The sequence below is a fragment of the Kitasatospora sp. NPDC054939 genome (assembly GCF_053610105.1).
The window spans coordinates 20,991-40,228 of record NZ_JBSGXP010000002.1; the positions used below are offsets into that span (position 1 = coordinate 20,991).

Sequence of the window (19,238 nt, forward strand, 5' to 3'; positions counted from 1 at the left end):
TGACGCCCGTACACCGGAACGCCCGTACGCTGGAATCGTAGAGCCCGAGGAGGTGGACGGCCATGGGCACCCGGACACCGAGGCGTTGGCGCAGCGGCACCGAGCCGGCCACCGCGCGCAGCGACCTCAAGCTGCGCTACCTGCTGGCGCTGACCTTCACCCCGCTGTTCGCGCTCGCCACCGTCGCCTTCGCGGTCTGGGCGGCCACCGCCCCCGACTACGGCGCCCCCAGCAGCGGCACCCTCACCGGCTTCGCGGTGGCCTGCGGCCTGCTCACCGTGTTCGCCGCGGTCGACCTGGCCGTGGTGGTCCGCCGGCGGCGGACCGAGCTCTGACCCCGGACGACCGGTACCGCGCGGCCGACCGCTATCGCACTGCGGCGAGGACGCCCGCAGGGTCACCGGCCTGCCCGGTCGCCGTCCCCGTCCTCTCCCGTCCCTCCCCCGCGCCTCATTTGCTGCCGACCGCCTGCTTCACCAGCGTCCGCCCGAAGTCCCACATCAGGCCGGAGCCGCGGTGGGCGTCGTCCATGACGTCGGTGAAGGCGTCCATGAAGCGGTCGACGTCACGCTCGGTGATGATCAGCGGCGGGATCAGCTTGATCACTTCCAGGTGGTCGCCGGAGACCTGGGTGAGGATCCGGTGCCGCTGCAGCAGCGGGACGACCACCATCTGGGCGAACAGCCCCTTGCGCGCCGCCTGCAGGGCCGTCCAGCCGGTGCGCAGCTTCAGTGACTTGGGCCGCCCGAACTCGATGCCGATCATCAGTCCGCGGCCCCGGACCTCGGCCAGCAGCTCGTACTTGTCGACCAGTGCGGTGAGCCGCTCCTTGAAGTGGTCGCCGACCCGGCGGGCGTTCTCGACCACGCGCTCGTCGCGCAGCACCGCCAGGGTGGCGAGGCCGGCGGCCATCGCCTGGGCGTTGGAGCCGAAGCTGGCCGAGTGGACGAGCACCCGGTCCATCGAGGAGTAGACCTTCTCGAAGATCCAGCTCTTGCCGAGGGTCGCCCCGATCGGCACGTAGCCGCCGGAGAGCGCCTTGGCCGCGCAGACCAGGTCGGGCAGCACGCCCTCCTCGTGCTGGTAGGCGAAGAACTCGCCGGTGCGGCCGATCCCGGTCTGCACCTCGTCGCAGATCAGCAGGGCCTTGTGGTCGTGCAGCAGTTCCTGCGCGGCGCGCAGCCAGCCGGTCGGGGCGGACTGCACCCCCTTGCCCTGGATCGGCTCGACGATCAGCGCCGCGACGTCGCCCCGCTTCAGCTCCTTGGCCAGCGCGCCGAGGTCGCCGAGCGGAACGGCCGTGTCGGGCAGCAGCGGGTCGAAGCCCTTGCGGAAGCCGGCCTCGCCGTTGACGGAGAGCGAGCCGACGGTGAGTCCGTGGAAGGCGTGGTCGGCGTAGAGCACCCGGCGGCGCCCGGTGGCGTAGCGGGCGAACTTCAGTGCCGTCTCGACGGCCTCCGTCCCGCTGTTGCCGAAGAACACCCGGTCGAGTCCGGGGGTGTGGGCGAGCAGTTGCTCGGCGAGCAGGCCGGGCAGCGGCGGGCAGTCGAAGCGGACCAGGTCGGGCAGGTCGAGGTCGATCACCTGCCGGATCGCCGAGCGGACCACCGGGTGGTGGCGGCCGAGCGCGAAGATCCCGAAGCCGGCCAGCATGTCGAGGTACTGGTGGCCCTCGGCGTCGTAGAAGTACGGGCCCTCGGCGCGCTCGTAGTACTTGTCGAAGCCGATGGTGTGCAGCATCCGGGGCAACTGCGGGTTGAGGTGTCGGCTGTGCAACTCGTAGCGTTCGGGGCCTCGTTCGGCGATCAGTGCGGCGAGGTCGAAGCCTGGTCGGGTGCTGTCGGGGTCAGCCGGCATGGCGCGGGTCCGCTCCTCGGGTCGGTAGCAGGTGCTTGGCGAAGGCTGCGGTCTGGGCGGCGACCCCGGTGCCGGTGAGTCCGGCCTCCTCCAGGATCTCGCCGCGGGACGCGTGGGCGAGGAACTCCTGCGGGATGCCGAGCACCCGCAGCGGGGTGTCGACCCCGGCGTCGCGCAGGGCCTGGCCGACGGCGGCGCCGACGCCGCCCGTGCGCCCGTTGTCCTCGACGGTGACGACCAGCCGGTGGTCGGCGGCCAGGGCGGGCAGGGCCGGGTCGACCGGTTTGACCCAGCGCGGGTCGACGACGGTGGCGGTGAAGCCCTCGGCGAGCAGCAGTTCGGCGGCGTCCAGGCAGGCGGGTGCGGTGGTGCCGACGGCGACCAGCAGGATCTCCGGCAGGGGGCCGGTGCGCAGCAGGACGTCGAGGCCGCCGATGCGTTCGAGGGCGGGGACGGCGGGGCCGATGTCGGCCTTGGGGAAGCGCAGGACGGTCGGCGCGTCCTCGACGGCGACGGCCTCGCGCAGTTGGGCGCGCAGCTGGTCGGCGTCGCGCGGGGCGGCGATCCGCAGGCCGGGGACGACCTGGAGGATGGAGAGGTCCCACATGCCGTTGTGCGAGGGGCCGTCGGCGCCGGTGACCCCGGCCCGGTCGAGGACGAAGGTGACGCCGAGCCGGTGCAGGGCGACGTCCATCAGGACCTGGTCGAAGGCCCGGTTGAGGAAGGTCGCGTAGACGGCGACGACGGGGTGGAGCCCGCCGGTGGCGAGGCCGGCGGCGCTGGTGACGGCGTGCTGCTCGGCGATGCCGACGTCGTAGATGCGGTCGGGGTGGGCCTTGGCGAACTTGGCGAGGCCGACCGGCTGGAGCATGGCGGCGGTGATGGCCACGAGGTCGTCGCGCTCGCTGCCGAGGGCGACCATCTCGTCGCCGAAGACGGAGGTCCAGGAGACGCCTCTGCTGGGCGAGATGGGCAGGCAGGTGTACGGGTCGATCGGTCCGACGGCGTGGAAGCGGTCGGCCTCGTCCTGCTCGGCGGGCCGGTAGCCGCGGCCCTTGACGGTGAGGCAGTGGACGATGACCGGGCCGCCGAAGTTGCGGGCCTGGCGCAGGGCCTGTTCGACGGCGCCGACGTCGTGTCCGTCGATCGGGCCGAGGTACTTGAGGCCGAGGTCCTCGAACATGCCCTGCGGGGCGAAGGCGTCCTTGAAGCCCTTCTTGGCCCCGTGCAGGGCGTCGAAGATCGGCTGGCCGACGACGGGGGTGCGCTGCAGGGTGCCCTTGCCCCAGGAGAGGAAGCGCTCGTAGCCCTGGGTGGTGCGCAGGGTGGCGAGGTGGTGGGCGAGGCCGCCGACGGTCCGGGCGTAGGAGCGCTCGTTGTCGTTGACGACGATGACCAGCGGCCGGTCGCGGGCCTCGGCGATGTTGTTGAGGGCTTCCCAGGCGAGGCCGCCGGTGAGGGCGCCGTCGCCGGTGACGGCGACGGTGCTGCGGTCGTGCTGGCCGAGCAGCCGGGCGGCCTTGGCGAGGCCGTCGGCGTAGGAGAGGGCGGTGGAGGCGTGCGAGTTCTCGACCAGGTCGTGTTCGGACTCGGCGCGCGAGGGGTAGCCGGAGATGCCGCCCCTGGCGCGCAGCCGGCTGAAGTCCTGGCGTCCGGTGAGCAGTTTGTGGACGTAGCTCTGGTGCCCGGTGTCCCAGACGATCCGGTCGTGCGGGGAGTCGAAGACCCGGTGGAGGGCGATGGTGAGTTCGACGACGCCGAGGTTGGGGCCGAGGTGTCCTCCCGTCCGGGTGACGGCGCCGATCAGGAACTCGCGGATCTCGGCGGCGAGCAGCGGCAGGTCGGCGGCCGGGAGCTTCCGCAGGTCGGCCGGGCTGTGGACGCTGGAGAGCAGTGACATGTGTGCACCTCACGACTCGAAGCACTGCGGTGGCCCCCCTCGGGCCCGGCACGGACGGGCGGTCCGTGCCGGGTGGGTGGGTCAGTGGCCGCGGCCGGCGCCGAGGGTCTCGGTGATGGCGCGCAGCGACTCCTTGAGCGAGCCCATGGTGGCAAGCACGGCGGTGGGTTCGTAGCCGCAGTGCGCCATGCAGTTGGCGCAGCGCGGGTCCCGCCCGCGGCCGTACTTGCTCCAGTCGGTCTTCTCGATCAGTTCGCGGTAGGTGGGGACGTAGCCGTCGGCCATCAGGTAGCAGGGGCGCTGCCAGCCGAAGAGGGAGTAGTTGGGGATGCCCCAGGGGGTGCACTCGAAGTCGGCCTTGCCCTCCAGGAAGTCCAGGAAGAGCGGGCTGTGGTTGAGTCGCCAGCGGCGGCGGTTGCCGCCGGCGAAGGACTTGCGGAAGAGCTGGCGGGTCTGGTCGACCCCGAGGAAGTGCTCCTGGTCGGGCGCCTTCTCGTAGGCGTAGGCCGGGGAGATCATCATCTCGTCGACCTTGAGCTCATCGTTGAGGTAGTCGAGCACCTCGATGACGGTGGCGGGGGTGTCGGTGTTGAAGAAGGTGCTGTTGGTGGTGACCCGGAAGCCGCGCCGCTTGGCCTCCTTGATCGCGGCGACCGCCTCGTCGAAGGTGCCCTCCTTGGCCACCGACTCGTCGTGCCGCTCGCGCATGCCGTCGATGTGGACGGCGAAGGTGAAGTAGGGCGAGGGGGTGAACTTGTCCATCTTCTTGCGGAGCAGCAGCGCGTTGGTGCAGAGGAAGACGTATTTGCGGCGCTCGACGAGCTGGCGCACGATCTCGTCGATCTGCGGGTGCATCAGCGGTTCGCCGCCGGCGATCGAGACCATCGGCGCGCCGGACTCCAGGACGGCGCCGACCGCCTGGGCGACGGGCATCCGCTGCTTGAGCACGCCGGCCGGGTGCTGGATCTTGCCGCAGCCCTCGCAGGCCAGGTTGCACGCGAAGAGCGGTTCGAGTTCGACGATGATGGGGAATTTCGTGCGCCGTTTGAGCTTCTGCTGCATGAGGTAGGTGCCGACCCGCACGGTCTGGCGCAACGGCATGGCCATGGCTAGCTCGCCTCCTGGGGGAGCGTCGAGGGTGTGGGGTGGATGGGTGCGGTGGCGGGGCCCGGGGGCCGGCAGGCTTCGCGGTGCCAGGCGACCAGGGCGGGGACGGTCGCGCGCAGGGCCTGCCAGGCCCGGACGCCGGCCGGCAGGGTGCCGGGGCGCAGCAGTTCGCGCTCGGGGGTGTCGACGACCACCCGCAGGACGGCGGTCGGCAGAGCGGGGCGCAGTTCCTGGCGGACGGCGAGGACGGCGGCGGCCTCCATGTCGACGGCGAGGGCGCCCTGGAGGTGCAGGGCGCGCCGCTCCAGGCCGCGGACGACGTGGTCGGCGGTGTGGTGGACGCCGGTGTGGGCGGTCAGGCCGCGGGCGCGCAGGGCCCGGGTGAGTGCGGGGCCCGAGTCGATCGGGTACAGGTGGCCCTCGGCGTCGCGCACCCCGTCGGCGGCGATGACGTCGCCGGGGGTGATGCCGGGGGCGACGGCGGCGCCGAAGCCGGCCACCACGACGGCGCCGTAGCCGCCGGGGGCGGAGGTGAGCAGTTGGCGGACGGCCCGGGCGGCCCGGCGGCGGCCGACCCCGGTGCGGACCAGGACGGGCGGGCCGCCGGCCGCGTCGCGCCAGTCGCCGCCGCGCAGTGCCCAGACCTCGGGGCCGAGGGCGCAGAGCACGAGAAGCGGGGCCGGCTTCACCGGGCTGCGCCGATCGCCCGGGTGCCGAGGGCGCCGCCGTCGCGTCCCGGGCTGCCGTGCAGGTAGCGGCCGAGCGCGGTGATCGGGAAGACCAGCCGGTAGAGGTGGTAGTTGATGGAGAAGTCCCAGGGGAATCCGGTGCCGGTGAACTGGGGTTCGTCCCAGGTGCCCTCGGGCAGCTGGGTGCGGACGAGCCAGTCGACGCCGCGTTCGACGGCGGGGTTGGCCCGGCCGTCGGGGCCCTCGCCGGCCGCGAGCAGGGCCATCAGCGCCCAGGCGGTCTGCGAGGCGGTGGAGTCGCCGCGGCCGGCCCAGCGCGCCGGGTCCTCGTAGGAGCGCATGTCCTCGCCCCAGCCGCCGTCCGGGTTCTGCCGGCTCTCCAGCCAGTGGACGGCGCGGCGGACGGACGGGTGCTCGGCGGGGATGCCGACGGCGACCAGGGCGGGCAGGACGGAGCCGGTGCCGTAGATGTAGTTGGTGCCCCAGCGGCCGAACCAGGAGCCGTCGGCCTCCTGGTTGCGCAGCAGCCACTCCACGCCGCGGCGGGTGGGCGGGTCGTCGGCGCGGCCGACCTCGGCGAGCATCTCGACGACGTGCGCGGTGACGTCGGCGGAGGGCGGGTCGACGACCTCGCCGAAGTCGCAGAACGGCAGCTTGTTGGGCAGGGTGCTGGTGTTGTCGACGTCGAAGGCGCCCCAGGCGCCGTTGCGGGACTGCATGCCGAGGCTCCAGCGGACCCCGCGGTCGACGGCGGCGGCCACCTTGTCGGGGCTGGGGTGGGCGACCCGGCGCAGGGCGAGGAGGACCTCGGCGGTGTCGTCGATGTCGGGGTAGGTGTCGTTCTCGAACTCGAAGGCCCAGCCGCCGGGGGCGAGGGCGGGCCGGCGGACGGCCCAGTCGCCGGGCCGGGTGATCTCCTCGTCGAGCATCCAGTCGACGGCGGCGACCAGCGCGGGGTGGTCGGCGGGCAGGCCGCCGTCGACCAGGGCGATGGTGGCCAGGCAGGTGTCCCAGACCGGGGACTGGCAGGCCTCCATCCAGCGCCGGCCGTCGTCGGTGTGGACGGTGAAGCGGTCGAAGGAGGAGAGTCCGGCCCGCATCACCGGGTGGTCGAGCTCGTAGCCCTCCAGGTGCAGGGCGATCAGCGAGTAGACGGCGGGGGGCTGGATGCCGCCCCAGCAGCCGTCGGCCTCCTGCCGCTCGACGATCCAGCGGCAGGCGTGGGCGACGGCGAGGCGGCGCAGCGGGCGCAGGGCGTGCCGGTGGTAGGCGTGCAGCACCCGGTCGAGGCGTTCGAAGAGGCCCTCCCAGCTGGTGGCGGGGGCGGCGGGGCGGGCCGGGCAGGGGTCGGCCGGGTCGGTGTGCAGCTCGGTGAGCGGGAAGGGGGCCTGGTGGACCGGGCGGTGGGCGGAGACCACGGTCAGCGGGACGATGGTCTGCCGGGCCCAGCAGCCGAAGGCGTAGATGTTCAGGGGCAGCCACTTGGGCAGGAAGATGATCTCGGGCGGCATCTCCGGGAGCCGGCTCCAGGGCCACCAGCCGAAGAGGGCGAGCCAGATCCGGGTGAAGACCCGGGAGGCCGCGATGCCGCCGGTGGCGCGCACGTACCGGGCGGCGGCGGCCATGTGGGGGGCGGCGGGGTCGTCGCCGGCGAGTTTCAGTGCGACGTACGCCTCGACCGTGGTGGAGAGTTCGGGCGGGCCGCCGTGGAAGGTGGACCAGGTGCCGTCCTCGCGCTGCTGGGAGCGGATCCACTCGGCGGTGGCCTTGGTCTGCTCCTCGTCGCGGATGCCGAGGAACTCGCGGAGGAGGAGGTCCTCGGCGTCCATGGTGACGTTGGTCTCCAGGTCGCCCTTCCACCAGCCCTCGGGGTCCTGCAGGGCGAGCAGGTGGGCGGTGGCGCTCGCCAGTGCCGCCTCGGCGGACAGTGGCGGCGGGGGCGGTGCGGCTCCGGCGTCCGTCGGGCTGCCGCCCACCGCGACCGGCTCGGATTCGTACTCAGGGTCGAGCCGGCCGTTCGCGGTTGTTGTCAACGTAACGTCACCTCTCTCGTACCACCACGAATTCGGCGAGTGCGACGAAGTGCTCGCGCACCGTGTCGGGCATGGGTACCTCGTCCAGTGCGGCGAGGGCGGTCCTGTGCTGGCGGCGGGCCTCCTCCTGGGTCCAGGCCCGGCCGCCGGCCTCCTCGATCAGGGCGGCGCGGGCGGCGAGTTCGGTCTCGCCCTCCTCGCCGCGCCTGTGCGGGTCGGCCAGCTGCTCGGCCAGGCGCCGGGAGGCGCTGCCGCCCTCGGCGAGGGCGGCGGCGACCGGCAGGGACTTCTTGCGCTGGCGCAGGTCGCCCCAGTGCGGCTTGCCGGTGACCTCGGTGGCGCCCCAGATGCCGAGCAGGTCGTCGACGGCCTGGAAGGCGAGGCCGAGGTGGTGGCCGTAGCGCTGGAGGGCGTCCGAGGTCCGCTCGTCGGCCCCGGCCAGCACCGCGCCGATCGCCGAGGCCGCGGCGAGCAGCGCGCCGGTCTTGCCGCCCTCCATCTCCAGGCATTCGTTCACGGTCACGGTGTCGCGCTGCTCGAAGGCGACGTCCATGGCCTGGCCGTCGATGAGCTTACGGGTGGCGGTGGTGATCAGCCGGACGGCGCGCGCGGCATCGGTGGCACTGGCTCCGCCGGTCACCCCGGCGTCGAGCAGCACCTCCGTACCGAGCGTCGCCAGCGCGTCGCCCACCAGGATCGCCTGGGCCGGACCGAAGACGGTCCAGGCGGTGGCCCGGTGCCGTCGGGTCTCGTCACCGTCCATCAGATCATCATGAAGGAGGGAGAAATTGTGCACCAGTTCAACGGACACCCCACCGGGTACCCCGACCTCCGGAGGAGCACCCGCCGCCTGGGCCGACAGCAGGGCCAGTGCGGGGCGCACGGCCTTGCCGCCGTCGCCCTTGACCGGGGTACCGTCGCGGTCGATCCAGCCGAAGTGGTACGCCGCGACGGTGTCCATCGGTGCGGCCAAACGGGCGACGGTGGCCTTGAGCGGCGGGGTGCAGAGCGTCCGGGCGCGGGCGAGCAGCTCCGGCACCGAGACCGGTTCGGCGTGCGCCGTGCCTGAGCCGGCCGTGCCGGTGCGAGACTCCACGTGCGTTCCCTCTCCCTGGTGGTGCCGGGCCGTCGCGGACGGCCGGGCGCTAGCGATGTCGGTGGGGCCCGGGGTGCGGCCGGGGGTGCGGTCCGCCGGGCGGACGGCTGCTCTGACGGGGTCGGCGGGGGCCGTCACCGGGGCCACCGCCCGTCGCCGCGGTCGGCCGGGAGCCGCAGGCCCCGCGCGGCCAGGGCGGCGTCGGCCGCCGCGTGGCCGCTGCGGACCGCGCCCTCCATGGTCGCGGGCCAGCCGGTGGCGGTCCACGCACCGGCCAGCAGCAGGCCGGGGACCTTCGTCCGGGGGCCGGGGCGCAGCGCCGCCGTGCCGGGGGCCGGGTCGAAGGTCGCGGTGCGCTCCCGGGTGACGAAGAAGTCCAGCACCTCGGCCTCGGCGGCGGCCGGCAGCAGCCGGGCCAGCTCCGGGAGGTAGCGGCGGCGCAGCTCGGAGACCGGCAGGTCGATCTCGTCCTGCACGGCGGACTGCGAGAGCGCCAGGTACTGGGCGCCCGGGTGGGCCGCGCCGAGGGCGGTGCCGGCCAGGCCGGAGTGCGCGGTGCGGTCGAAGACCCACTGCACCGGCGAGCCGAGCGCCGCGAAGAACGGCCGGCGCAGCACCGGCCGGTCGTAGACCACGTGCACGTTGAGGATCGGCGCGGTGCCGAGGCCGGCGAGCCGCTCCTGCCCGTCGAGGGCGTCGGGCGGCAGCAGGTCGGCGGCGGTGTCCTGGGCGCCGGCCAGGACGACGGTGTCGGCGGTGAGCAGGTCGCCGCCCTCCAGTCGGACGGCGTGCTGCGGGGCGGCCGGCTTGAGCCCGGCCACCCGGGCGCGCAGCAGGACCTGCACGCCGGCCCGTTCGAGTTCGGCGAGCGCCGCGTCGTGGTGGATCCGGCCGAGCGGGACGGCGGCGATGCCGATGTCGGACGCGCCCGGGTCGGAGAGCAGGCCGGTCTTGAACACCATCGCGGCCAGGGCGAGGGAGACCTGGTCCGCCCTGGCGTTCAGGGTGGCGACCCCGACGAGGTCCCAGAGGGCGGCGACGGTGCGCTCGTTCTGCCCGTGCCGGCGCAGCCACTCCCCGAAGGAGAGCTCGTCCAGCGCCGGGTCGGCGAGGTCGAGCCGCTGCAGGGCGAGTGCGCCGCGCACCACCCGGGCCCGGTCGGCCGGGCGCAGGTGCGGGTAGCCGGCGAGGCTGCCGGCCAGGTGGAGCGGGACGGGCAGGGCGGCCCGGCGCAGTCGGCCCAGGGTCCGCACGGGGGCGCCGGCCGGGCCGCGCACGCCGAGGACGGGCACGTCCAGGCGCTCCTGGAGGTGGACCGAGCGGCCGGCCCCGAGGCGCTCCAGCAGGCCCCGGTAGGCGGTGCAGCAGCGCAGGTAGACGTGCTGGCCGTTGTCGACGGTCAGCTCGCCGCGCTTGAAGGAGAACGCGAGCCCGCCGAGCCGGGGGCGGCCCTCGACCAGGGTGACCCGGTGGTCCGCCTCGGCGAGGCGCAGCGCCGCGGTGATGCCCGCCAGACCGCCGCCGACCACGACGGCGGCCGGGCGCGCGGCATCGGCTCGCCCGGTCATCGGTCCTCCCCCTCGGGTGCGGAGCGGCGCACGTGGTGTGCGGCGGTTTGTGCGGTGGTGGTCACCGTCGACCCGAATCCACCCATACGTGATTCCCTGCTGACACAGCGTGACAGAACTGGGGCGAGAATCAAGAACGCCCCCCGGCGAGCCCGGAAAGCGCGACGTACGCCTTCTCCCAACCCGGCAGCGAGACCCGGCCGCGCAGCACCGACTCGGGGTCGGCGGCGATCCGGCCGAGCAGCCGGTGGTAGATGCCCGCCATCGCGGCGGTGCAGGCGCGGCTGCGCCGGTCGAGCATCGGCAGCAGCCGCAGGCCCTCTTCGAAGGCGCCCTGGGCGCGGGCGGCCTCGAAGGCCACCAGGCCCGCGAAGTCGGCGCCGGCCGGCGGCCTGGCGAGGGCGAAGCCCTGCTGGCAGCCGAAGCGCTGGAGGTCCTCGGCGGGCAGGTAGGTGCGCCCGTTGAGGGCGTCCTCGCGCAGGTCGCGCAGGATGTTGGTGAGCTGGAGCGCCAGGCCCAGGGTGTCGGCGTAGCGGGCCCCGAGCTCCGGGTCCTCGCAGCCGTAGACGCCGAGGGAGAGCCGGCCGATCGCACCGGCCACGCACCGGCAGTAGACCTTCAGCTCCTCGTAGGTCTGGTACTCGGCGCCCTTGAGGTCCATCTCGACGCCGTCGATCAGCTCGTCGAAGCCGCCGAGCGGGATCGGGAAGCGCCGGGCGGCGTCCGCCAGGGCGACCTTGATCGGGTCGGTGTCGTCCTCGGAGACCCGGCCCGCCCGGATCTCGTCCAGCAGCTCGCGGGTGCGCAGCAGCGCCTCGGCCTTGCGGTCCTCCGGGAGGTCGCCGTCGCCGATGTCGTCGACCCGCCGCGCGAGGGCGTACAGGGCCGACATGGCGAGCCGCTTGGGCTCCGGCAGCAGGCGGATGCCGTAGCTGAAATTGCGGGCCTGCAGGCCGGTGACTGCCTCGCAGTACCGGTAGGCCGCCATGACCTGCGCCGACGCCAGTGGTGATGCCGCCACTCGGGCGTTCACCTTCCCTTCGCGAAGATGGCCGCCGCCTTCGCTGCGAGGCGGCGCTTGTCCGGCTTCGCCTGCTGGGCGAGCACGTCGTACCCGGCGGCCTCGATGGCCGACAGGGCCGCGTACCCGCCTGCGGTGAATCCCGCCAGGAGCAGTCGAAGCCTCCCCCGAACCGTACCTACCAGCGGCGCACCGCGGTCGAGCAGGGTGCGGGCCCGGTCGACCTCGAAGGCGATCAGCTCGCGGACGGCGGGGCCGGCCGAGGGGGCGGCGAGGTCCTGCTCGGTGACGCCGAAGCGGTCGAGGTCCTCGGCGGGGAGGTAGATCCGGCCGCGGGCGAGGTCCTCGGCGACGTCCTGGAGGTGCTCGACGACCTGGAGGCCGCTGCAGATCCGGTCGGAGAGCTCGGTCCGATCGGGGGTCGAGACCCCGGCGATGCCCAGCACCAGGCGGCCGACCGGGTCGGCGGAGAGCGTGCAGTAGCCGAGGAGGTCGTCGTACGTGGCGTAGCGGGCCACCGTCTGGTCGACCCGGTTGGCCTCGATCAGGCGGCGGAACGGCTCCGGGGTGAGCGCGTGGCGGTCGACCGGGCCGGTCAGGGCGCGCATCAGGGGGTGGCGGGGGGCCTCGGCGGTGCCGGGGTGCAGGACGTGCTCGAAGACCCGGTCGAGGTCGCGTTCCAGGGCGTCCAGCAGGGCCAGCCGGAAGGCGGTACCGGTTTCCGCGGCGCGTTCGGCCACCGGGGTGACGGGCGCCCCGTCGGGCACGCCGAGGAGGCGGGCGGTGGCCCCGGGGTCGGCGAGGTCGCCGTCGCCGGCGTCGTCGACCAGGCGGGCGAAGCCGTAGACGGCCATCAGGTCGCTCCGCCAGGCGGCGGGCAGGAAGGCGGGGGCGACCGGGAAGTTCTCCGCGTCCGCCTTCCCCAGCGTGACCCCGGCCGTCAGGTCCGACGGGTCTCTGCTGGGCTGGGCACTGGGCTGGGCCGAAGCCGACACTGCTGTCACTCCCCCGTTCTACACCGCTCTGTTCCGTCGACCCGACTCGGACACGCGTCCGAATCCGGCCGTCACCTCCCGGCACGCCGTCCCCCGGCCCCAGCCTGACACCACCGGCCGGGACGGTGAAGGGCGCCCCGCCCGGCGCGCGGGGCGCTCACCCGCACAGCGGCGGTCCACCCGGAGTACGCGCGGGGCGGCCGCCGGCGTTCGACACGCCGGGAGGGCCGGCCCCGGGACTCCTCCCGGCGCCGGCCCTCCCCCGCGGGCACGCCCGTGCGCTACGGCCGCTCGCCGCGCTCGTAGCGGCCGACGACCTCCTCGGTGGGGCCGTCCATGATCAGCTCGCCGGCCTCGATCCAGATGGTCCGCTCGCAGACCTCGCGGATCGAGTTGTTGTCGTGGCTGACCAGGAAGACCGTACCGGCGGCCTTGCGCAGTTCGTTGATCCGCTCCTTGCTGCGCTGCTGGAAGGCCTGGTCGCCGGTGGCCAGCGCCTCGTCGATCAGCAGCACGTCGTGGGTCTTGGCCGCCGCGATGGAGAAGCGGAGCCGGGCGCCCATGCCGGAGGAGTACGTGCGCATCGGCAGCGAGATGAAGTCGCCCTTCTCGTTGATGCCCGAGAAGTCGACGATCTGCTGGTAGCGCTCCCGCACCTGGGCCGGGGTCATACCCATCGCCAGGCAGCCGAGGACCACGTTGCGCTCACCGGTCAGCTCGTTCATCAGCGCCGCGTTCACGCCGAGCAGCGAGGGCTGGCCGTTGGTGTAGATGCCGCCCTTCTCGGTCGGCAGCAGGCCCGCGATGGCGGCCAGCATGGTCGACTTGCCGGAGCCGTTGGATCCGATCAGGCCGATCGCCTCGCCCTTGTACGCGGTGAAGCTGATGCCGCGCACGGCGTGCACCTCGCGGACGCCGGAGCCGCGCTTGCGGCTGATGATCCGGCTCATCGCCGAGGTGGCGCTGCCCTTGCCGGAGCCGGCGCCGTGCACCCGGTAGACGATGTGGACGTCGTCCACGACCACGGTGGGCTCGCGCGCGACATCCGCGTCGTGCAGCGAGAGGTCCTTGCTCAGGTCGGTGTCAGCCACGGCCGTACTCCTCCTCGGCCTTCCAGAAGAAGACGTACCCGATGACGAACATGCCGAGCGCCCAGCCGATGCCGTACAGCCACTGGTGCGGCGGGAAGGCCTGGTGCTGCGGACTGTGGGGGTTGTAGATGACCGGCGCGAAGGCGTGCCGGAGCAGGTCCATGTAGACCGACGCCGGGTTGAGCTCCATCACCTTCTGCCAGAACGGCGGCCAGCTGTTGATCTTGTCCTGGATGCTGAACATCACGCCGGACAGGAACATCCAGGCCCGCATCGCGAACGGGATCAGCTGGGAGATGTCACTGGTCTTGGCGCCGATGCGGGCCATGACCAGGGCGACACCGGTGTTGAACAGCGACTGCAGGACGAGCACCGGGGCGACCGCCAGCCAGGTCCGGCCCGGCTCGATGCCGCTGGCCAGGACGACGCCGATCAGCACCACCATCGAGATCAGCAGCTGCTGGAGCTGGATCATCGTGAAGGCGATCGGCAGCGAGGCACGCGGGAAGTGCAGCGCGCGGATCAGCCCGAGGTTGTCGGAGATCGCCCGGGTGCCGGACTGCACCGCGTTCTGGGTGAACTGGAAGACGAAGACGCCGATGCAGAGCCAGGCGACGTACGTCCCGGGCGGGAAGTTGTCCTTGCTCTTCAGGATCATGCCGAAGACCAGGTAGAACACCGCGCAGTTCAGCAGCGGCGTGACCACCTGCCACAGCTGGCCGAGCTTGGCGTCCGTGTACTGCGCCACCAGGCGGGCGGTGGCGAACGCCCAGATGAAGTGGCGGCGGGCCCAGAGCTGCTTGGTGTAGGCGAACAGGCCGGGCCTTCTGCCGCTGACCGCCAGGCCGTACTTGTCCGCAAGCTGCTTCGGGGTCAGGCCCGCGTCAGCCCCCCTCGGGGCTGAGAGGCTGACGGGTTCACTCACTGTCGACACATTCGTCCTTCACGGGGGATCGGCCGGTGGGCCGGTCGGCGGGGTCCGCCGCCCGCGCGCCGGGCGATCCGCTGGGATCACGGGGGGAGTCCGGCCGGTGGAGCACCACCGGCCGCTGCGATCGGGTAACCGTACGGATCCGGAGACCGCACGGTCGGCCGACTGTCTGATCAACCGACCGTCCGGTCAGATGATCGGAGGTCGGCCCAGCCTGGTCAGTCGCCACACGGTACGCCATCGCATGGGCCGACGCGGACCGCAGGGTTCGCGCCAGCCGGCCCGGAACCCGCCCCACCAGGCCTTCAGCGCCTCGGGGGAGGGGCGGCGGGCCAGGGTCAGCAGGAACCAGGTTCCCAGATAGAGAGGCACCAACAGGGCCGGAAGGTTCCGTCGCGCGAGCCACACCCTGTTCCGGGCCACGTTGTGGAAGTACGCGGCGTGCCGGGCCGGCGAGGTCGCCGGGTGGTACAGCACCACGTCCGCCCGGTAGTCGATCGACCAGCCCGCGTCCAGCGCGCGCCAGGCGAGGTCGGTCTCCTCGTGCGCGTAGAAGAACTCCGCCGGCAGCTGGCCGGCCTGCGCGAACACCGAGCAGCGGACGGCACTGGCCCCGCCGAGGAAGGTGGTCACCCGGGAGGAGCGCAGCGGGTCGCTGGCGCGCAGCCGCGGCACGTGGCGGCGCTGGGTCGTCCCGGTCTCCGGGTCGGCGATCCGGAAGCTGACGATCCCCAGCCCCGGGTCGGCGGTGAACGCCTCGCGCAGCAGCGCGGCGGCGTCGGTACCGGGCAGCAGGCCGTCGTCGTCCAGGAAGAGGACCGCGTCGACGTCCCGGCCGTCCGGGCCGAACAGCTCGATGCCGACGTTGCGCCCACCCGGGATGCCCAGGTTCTCCGGCAGCGCGACGGCCCGCACACCCTCGGGCAGCGGCGGCAGCGCGGCGCCGTTGCCGACCACCGCCAGCTCCACCGCCGGGCCCTCCTGGGCGCGGACGGAGTCGATCAGGGCGTTCAGCTCGGCCGGGCGGTTGCCCATGGTGATGATCACCGCACCGAGCCGGAAGGTGTCGGCGCCGGTGCCGTTCGCGGTCGTGCCGCCCGTCGTCGCGGTGCTCATCGCAGCCTGCTGGAGAGGACGATGCTCAGCAGGTGCAGCACGGTCTGCAGCATGGCGATCGCGGCCAGCACGACCACCGCGAGGCGGGTGAAGAACAGTCCGCCGTGGACGGCGTCCGCGACGCCGGCGGCCAGGATGAACAGCGAGGCCTCGACCGCGCCGACCAGCCGGTGGAACTTCAGGAACGAGGCCGCCCGGCGGGCCTTGGCCACCGAGGACGAGCGCGGCACCGAGGCGCTGTCCTCGACCGCGGTCAGGCCGCTCCGGGCGCGGGCCACGTCCACCAGGTCCGTCTCGGACTTGATCAGGATGGCGCCCAGCGCGGCGAGCGTGCCGAGGAACGCCCACTCCCACTGCGAGCCGCCGCCCTCGCGGTGCAGCAGGTCGGTGGCGCGCAGGCCCAGACCGGTGAGCAGCGCGGCCTCGGACATGTAGTGGCCGACCCGGTCGAGGTACACGCCGGTGAGCGAGGTCTGCCGCCGCCAGCGGGCCACCTCGCCGTCCACGCAGTCCAGCAGCAGGTACACCTGGATGAGCAGCGCGCCGAGGACCGCACCGGCCACGCCCGGGACGACCAGGGCGGCGCCGGCGAGGATGCCGGTGAACATCATCAGGTAGGTCAGCCCGTTGGGCGTGATCGCCGTCATGGTGGACAGCACGCGGGTGATCCGCAGCGAGATCTTCCGCATGTAGAGGCGGCCCGCCCAGTGCTCGGCACTGCGGCGCTGGAGCATGCCCTCCGGGTGGATGACCGCGCGCAGCTCCTCGATCGAGGGGCGGCGGGTGAGGTCCACCGGGGGCCGGGCGGGGCCCTTCGGCTCGGGGGAGGAGGCGCCCTGGGCGGCGGGGTCAGCTGTTGACGGCTTGGACATAGTCGGCGTACGCGTCCCTGATTGCTGATGGGGAGAGGTCGAGGTGCTCAAGAATGGTGAAGCGGCCCGGCCGGGTGTTCGGAGCGTAGTGCACCGCCTCGGTGAACTCCGCATCGCTGAAGCCGATCTGAGCGGCGGTCACCGGCAGTCCGTGGCGCGCCAGGCGCTCCACGATCAGACCGGTCAGCTCGCGCTCGCCCCGCAGGAAGCTGGCGAAGGCGGCCCCGAGGCCGACCTGCTCGCCGTGCTGGGCGGACCGCTTGGGATACAGCACGTCCAGGGCATGCGAGATCTCGTGGCAGGCACCGGAGGAGGGTCTGGTGCTGCCCGCGATGGTCATCGCGATGCCGGACAGTACCAGGGCTTCCGCCAGCGCCGTCAGCAGGTCCCGGTCCTGCAGGGTGCCCGGGTGGCGCAGCAGGTTCTCGGCCGCCGAGCGGGCCATCGCCACGGCCAGACCGTCCACCGGCTCGCCGGTCTCGCGGTGGGACAGCTCCCAGTCCGCGCAGGCCGAGATGTTGGAGACCACGTCGCCGATCCCGGCGGCCACGAAGCGCGGCGGGGCCTGCCCGATCACGTCGAGGTCCACCACGATGCCGATCGGCCCGGGCACCCCGTACGACCCCCGGCCGGCGTCGTTGTCGAGGGTCGAGACCGGCGAGCAGATGCCGTCGTGCGCGAGGTTGGTGGCGACCGCGACCAGCGGCAGGCCGACCCGCGCCGCGGCGTACTTGGCCGCGTCGATGATCTTGCCGCCGCCGAGGCCCACCACGCAGTCGTAGTGCCCGCCGCGCATCTCCTCGGCCAGCAGCACCGCGCTGTCCAGGCTGCCGCCGTCCACGTGGTACCAGTCGGCGCCCGGCAGGGCGGGCTCCAGGCGCTCGCGCAGCACCGCCCCGGAACCGTTGCTGACCGCCACCGCGATCCGTCCCGAGGCCGACAGCCGGCGGTCCGCCAGGATGCCCGCCAGCGCGTCCAGTGCCCCGGAGCGGATCTCCACGAAGAGCGGCGACGGCACCAGCCGGGTCAGTACTGGCACGCGATCTCCCGCGCCTTCGCCAGGTCGTCGTGGTTGTCGACCTCGACCCAGGACACCTCGCCGATCGGCTGGACGTCGATGCGCAGACCGCGGTCCACCATCTCCTGGTAGCCGTCCTCGTAGTACAGCTGCGGGTCGCGCTCGAAGGTCGTCTGCAGGGCGGAGGCGAGGTCGTCGGCGGCCGACGGGTTGATCACGGTGACGCCGATGTACTCGCCGGAGGCCTCGGCCGGCTCCATCAGCTTGGTGATCCGGCGCATCCCGAGCACCGGGTCGGCGACGACCTTCATCTCCTCGTCGGCGAGCTTCTTCACCGTGTCCAGCGCCAGCAGGATGCCCGGGGCGGCGCCGGCCGCGGTGCGGGCCCGGTCGGCCTCCAGCATCGTCGCCTGGACGGAGGCCGGGTGGACGGTGTCGCCGTTGGCCAGCAGCAGGCCCTCGGCGAAGAGCTCGCGGGCGCACCAGAGCGAGTAGGCGTTGTTCCACTCCTCCGCCCGGTCGTTCTCGACCAGGGTGAGCCGCACGCCGTAGCGGCGCTCCAGGGCCTCCTTGCGGTCGTACACCGCCTCCTTGCGGTAGCCGACCACGATCGCCGCCTCGCGCAGCCCGACCTCGGCGAAGTTGCCGAGCGTGAGGTCCAGCACGGTCCGCTCCCCGTCGACCGGCACCAGCGCCTTCGGCAGGGTGTCGGTGTACGGGCGCAGGCGGCGGCCTGCGCCGGCTGCCAGGACGAGGCCGATCATGCGGTGTCTCCTGATCCGTCGTGCTGCTCTGGTGCCGCGCCGCCCCCGGGGAGGTGCGGGCCGATCGGCGCCGCGGCGTGCCGGGGCGCGGCACCGCGCGCGGCGCACGGGGCGCCGGTGCCGCGGTGGATGCGGGCACCGTGTCGTATGTGATGGTAGGCGACCGCGGCGACCAGCCCGAACGCGGCCGGAAGCCGCTCCGGGGACCCAGCCTGCCAGGCCAGGTCGAACATATCCCGAACGGGTTCCGAACAGTCCTGCTAATCCAACGCCCGGAATCGGCCGGGAAGCGTCATGATCCGCCCCGTTGTGCGTCGGATCCGCCCCCGCCGCCACCCATACGGCAGACTGGGGCACCGACGCCAGCGGTGCCCCCGCTGCCCCGACGGTGCCCCCGTTCGCCCCCGAAAGAGGCCTCATGCCGCAGAGTCTGCCGACCGACCCGAGCCGTCCCGCCCCCGCCGACACCGGTCTGGACGCGGGCTTGGACACCGGCCTCGACACCGGCCTCGACGTGAAGACGGACGTGCCGGTCGGCCCCGCGGACGCCGTCGGCACCGCCCCGGCCGGCACCCCCGGCGGCCCCGAGATCCTGCTGGAGCTCGTGGACGACGAGGGCCGCACCATCGGCACCGCCGAGAAGCTCTGGGCCCACCAGCAGCCCGGCCGGCTGCACCGCGCCTTCTCGGTCTTCCTCTTCGACCGCCAGGGCCGCCTGCTGCTCCAGCGCCGCGCCCTCGGCAAGTACCACTCCCCCGGCGTGTGGTCGAACACCTGCTGCGGCCACCCCTACCCCGACGAGCAGCCGTTCGTCGCCGCCGCCCGCCGCACCGCCGAGGAGCTGGGCGTCGCCCCCGCCCTGCTCTGCGAGGCCGGCACCGTCCGCTACGACCTGCCCGACGAGGCCTCCGGCCTGATCGAGCGCGAGTGGAACCACCTGTTCGTCGGCCTGGTCACCGCCCCCGTGCAGGCCGACCCGGCAGAGGTCGACGACCACGCGTTCGTCACCGCCGCCGAACTGCGCGAGCTGCAGGAGGAGCGGCCCTTCTCGGTGTGGTTCAACACCGTCTTCGAGGCCGCGCTGCCGGGCATCCGGGAGATCGCCGGGCGGGACTGGTAGGGCGTCGGCCGCCCCGGGGTACCCCTTCCGTCTACCCGTCGGGGGCTACTCGTCGAGGGG

18 protein-coding genes are annotated in these 19,238 nt (G+C 73.3%); 2 read left to right on the plus strand and 16 right to left on the minus strand.

Annotated elements, in window-relative coordinates; genetic code table 11:
* Positions 1-62 precede the first annotated feature (62 nt).
* Positions 63-335, plus strand: a complete 273-nt coding sequence (locus ACWGB8_RS00845) for a DUF6343 family protein (RefSeq protein ID WP_452208867.1) — start codon at positions 63-65, stop codon at positions 333-335.
* A gap of 115 nt (positions 336-450) precedes the next feature.
* On the opposite strand, the gene ACWGB8_RS00850 is transcribed toward ACWGB8_RS00845, so the two are convergent.
* From ACWGB8_RS00850 to ACWGB8_RS00925, 16 genes are all read right to left on the minus strand, one after another.
* The gene (locus tag ACWGB8_RS00850; protein WP_452208869.1) at positions 451-1,857 is read right to left on the minus strand and encodes an aspartate aminotransferase family protein; all 1,407 of its coding nucleotides are present in this window, start codon (positions 1,855-1,857) and stop codon (positions 451-453) included.
* On the minus strand, positions 1,847-3,757 hold the full coding sequence (gene dxs / locus ACWGB8_RS00855) for a 1-deoxy-D-xylulose-5-phosphate synthase (protein WP_452208871.1): 1,911 nt from the start codon (positions 3,755-3,757) through the stop codon (positions 1,847-1,849). Before dxs ends, ACWGB8_RS00850 begins: the two co-directional genes overlap by 11 nt.
* 81 nt (positions 3,758-3,838) lie before the next feature.
* A complete protein-coding gene (gene hpnH, locus ACWGB8_RS00860) occupies positions 3,839-4,864 on the minus strand; it encodes an adenosyl-hopene transferase HpnH (RefSeq protein ID WP_452208873.1) in 1,026 nt (341 codons plus the stop codon).
* Positions 4,865-4,866: 2 nt separating this feature from the next.
* A complete protein-coding gene (locus ACWGB8_RS00865) occupies positions 4,867-5,553 on the minus strand; it encodes a phosphorylase family protein (RefSeq protein ID WP_452208874.1) in 687 nt (228 codons plus the stop codon).
* Positions 5,550-7,586, minus strand: coding sequence for a squalene--hopene cyclase (gene shc, locus ACWGB8_RS00870; protein ID WP_452208876.1), 2,037 nt, complete (start codon positions 7,584-7,586; stop codon positions 5,550-5,552). The genes ACWGB8_RS00865 and shc overlap by 4 nt, the downstream gene beginning before the upstream one ends.
* 7 nt (positions 7,587-7,593) lie before the next feature.
* On the minus strand, positions 7,594-8,682 hold the full coding sequence (locus tag ACWGB8_RS00875; RefSeq protein WP_452208878.1) for a polyprenyl synthetase family protein: 1,089 nt from the start codon (positions 8,680-8,682) through the stop codon (positions 7,594-7,596).
* Positions 8,683-8,816: 134 nt separating this feature from the next.
* Positions 8,817-10,250, minus strand: a complete 1,434-nt coding sequence (gene hpnE / locus ACWGB8_RS00880; protein ID WP_452208879.1) for a hydroxysqualene dehydroxylase HpnE — start codon at positions 10,248-10,250, stop codon at positions 8,817-8,819.
* A gap of 130 nt (positions 10,251-10,380) precedes the next feature.
* Positions 10,381-11,238 (minus strand): presqualene diphosphate synthase HpnD, encoded by an 858-nt coding sequence (gene hpnD, locus ACWGB8_RS00885; protein WP_452209053.1) that lies wholly within the window; start codon positions 11,236-11,238, stop codon positions 10,381-10,383.
* A 41-nt stretch (positions 11,239-11,279) separates the two neighbouring features.
* The gene (hpnC, locus tag ACWGB8_RS00890; RefSeq protein WP_452209055.1) at positions 11,280-12,266 is read right to left on the minus strand and encodes a squalene synthase HpnC; all 987 of its coding nucleotides are present in this window, start codon (positions 12,264-12,266) and stop codon (positions 11,280-11,282) included.
* A gap of 281 nt (positions 12,267-12,547) precedes the next feature.
* Positions 12,548-13,357, minus strand: a complete 810-nt coding sequence (locus ACWGB8_RS00895; protein ID WP_452208881.1) for an ABC transporter ATP-binding protein — start codon at positions 13,355-13,357, stop codon at positions 12,548-12,550.
* Positions 13,350-14,291: an ABC transporter permease gene (locus ACWGB8_RS00900; protein WP_452208883.1), complete on the minus strand. Its 942-nt coding sequence runs from the start codon at positions 14,289-14,291 to the stop codon at positions 13,350-13,352. The genes ACWGB8_RS00895 and ACWGB8_RS00900 overlap by 8 nt, the downstream gene beginning before the upstream one ends.
* 186 nt (positions 14,292-14,477) lie before the next feature.
* Positions 14,478-15,404 (minus strand): glycosyltransferase family 2 protein, encoded by a 927-nt coding sequence (locus tag ACWGB8_RS00905; RefSeq protein WP_452208885.1) that lies wholly within the window; start codon positions 15,402-15,404, stop codon positions 14,478-14,480.
* On the minus strand, positions 15,401-16,138 hold the full coding sequence (locus ACWGB8_RS00910) for a CDP-alcohol phosphatidyltransferase family protein (protein WP_452209057.1): 738 nt from the start codon (positions 16,136-16,138) through the stop codon (positions 15,401-15,403). Before ACWGB8_RS00910 ends, ACWGB8_RS00905 begins: the two co-directional genes overlap by 4 nt.
* Before the next feature lie 115 nt (positions 16,139-16,253).
* A complete protein-coding gene (locus tag ACWGB8_RS00915; protein WP_452208887.1) occupies positions 16,254-17,315 on the minus strand; it encodes an iron-containing alcohol dehydrogenase family protein in 1,062 nt (353 codons plus the stop codon).
* Positions 17,303-18,058: a phosphocholine cytidylyltransferase family protein gene (locus ACWGB8_RS00920; protein WP_452208889.1), complete on the minus strand. Its 756-nt coding sequence runs from the start codon at positions 18,056-18,058 to the stop codon at positions 17,303-17,305. Before ACWGB8_RS00920 ends, ACWGB8_RS00915 begins: the two co-directional genes overlap by 13 nt.
* Positions 18,055-18,291, minus strand: coding sequence for a DUF5941 domain-containing protein (locus ACWGB8_RS00925; RefSeq protein ID WP_452208891.1), 237 nt, complete (start codon positions 18,289-18,291; stop codon positions 18,055-18,057). Before ACWGB8_RS00925 ends, ACWGB8_RS00920 begins: the two co-directional genes overlap by 4 nt.
* A gap of 293 nt (positions 18,292-18,584) precedes the next feature.
* On the opposite strand from ACWGB8_RS00925, the gene idi reads away from it, so the two are divergent.
* Complete coding sequence (idi, locus tag ACWGB8_RS00930; protein WP_452209059.1) at positions 18,585-19,178, plus strand: isopentenyl-diphosphate Delta-isomerase; 594 nt, start codon at positions 18,585-18,587, stop codon at positions 19,176-19,178.
* Positions 19,179-19,238 lie beyond the last annotated feature (60 nt).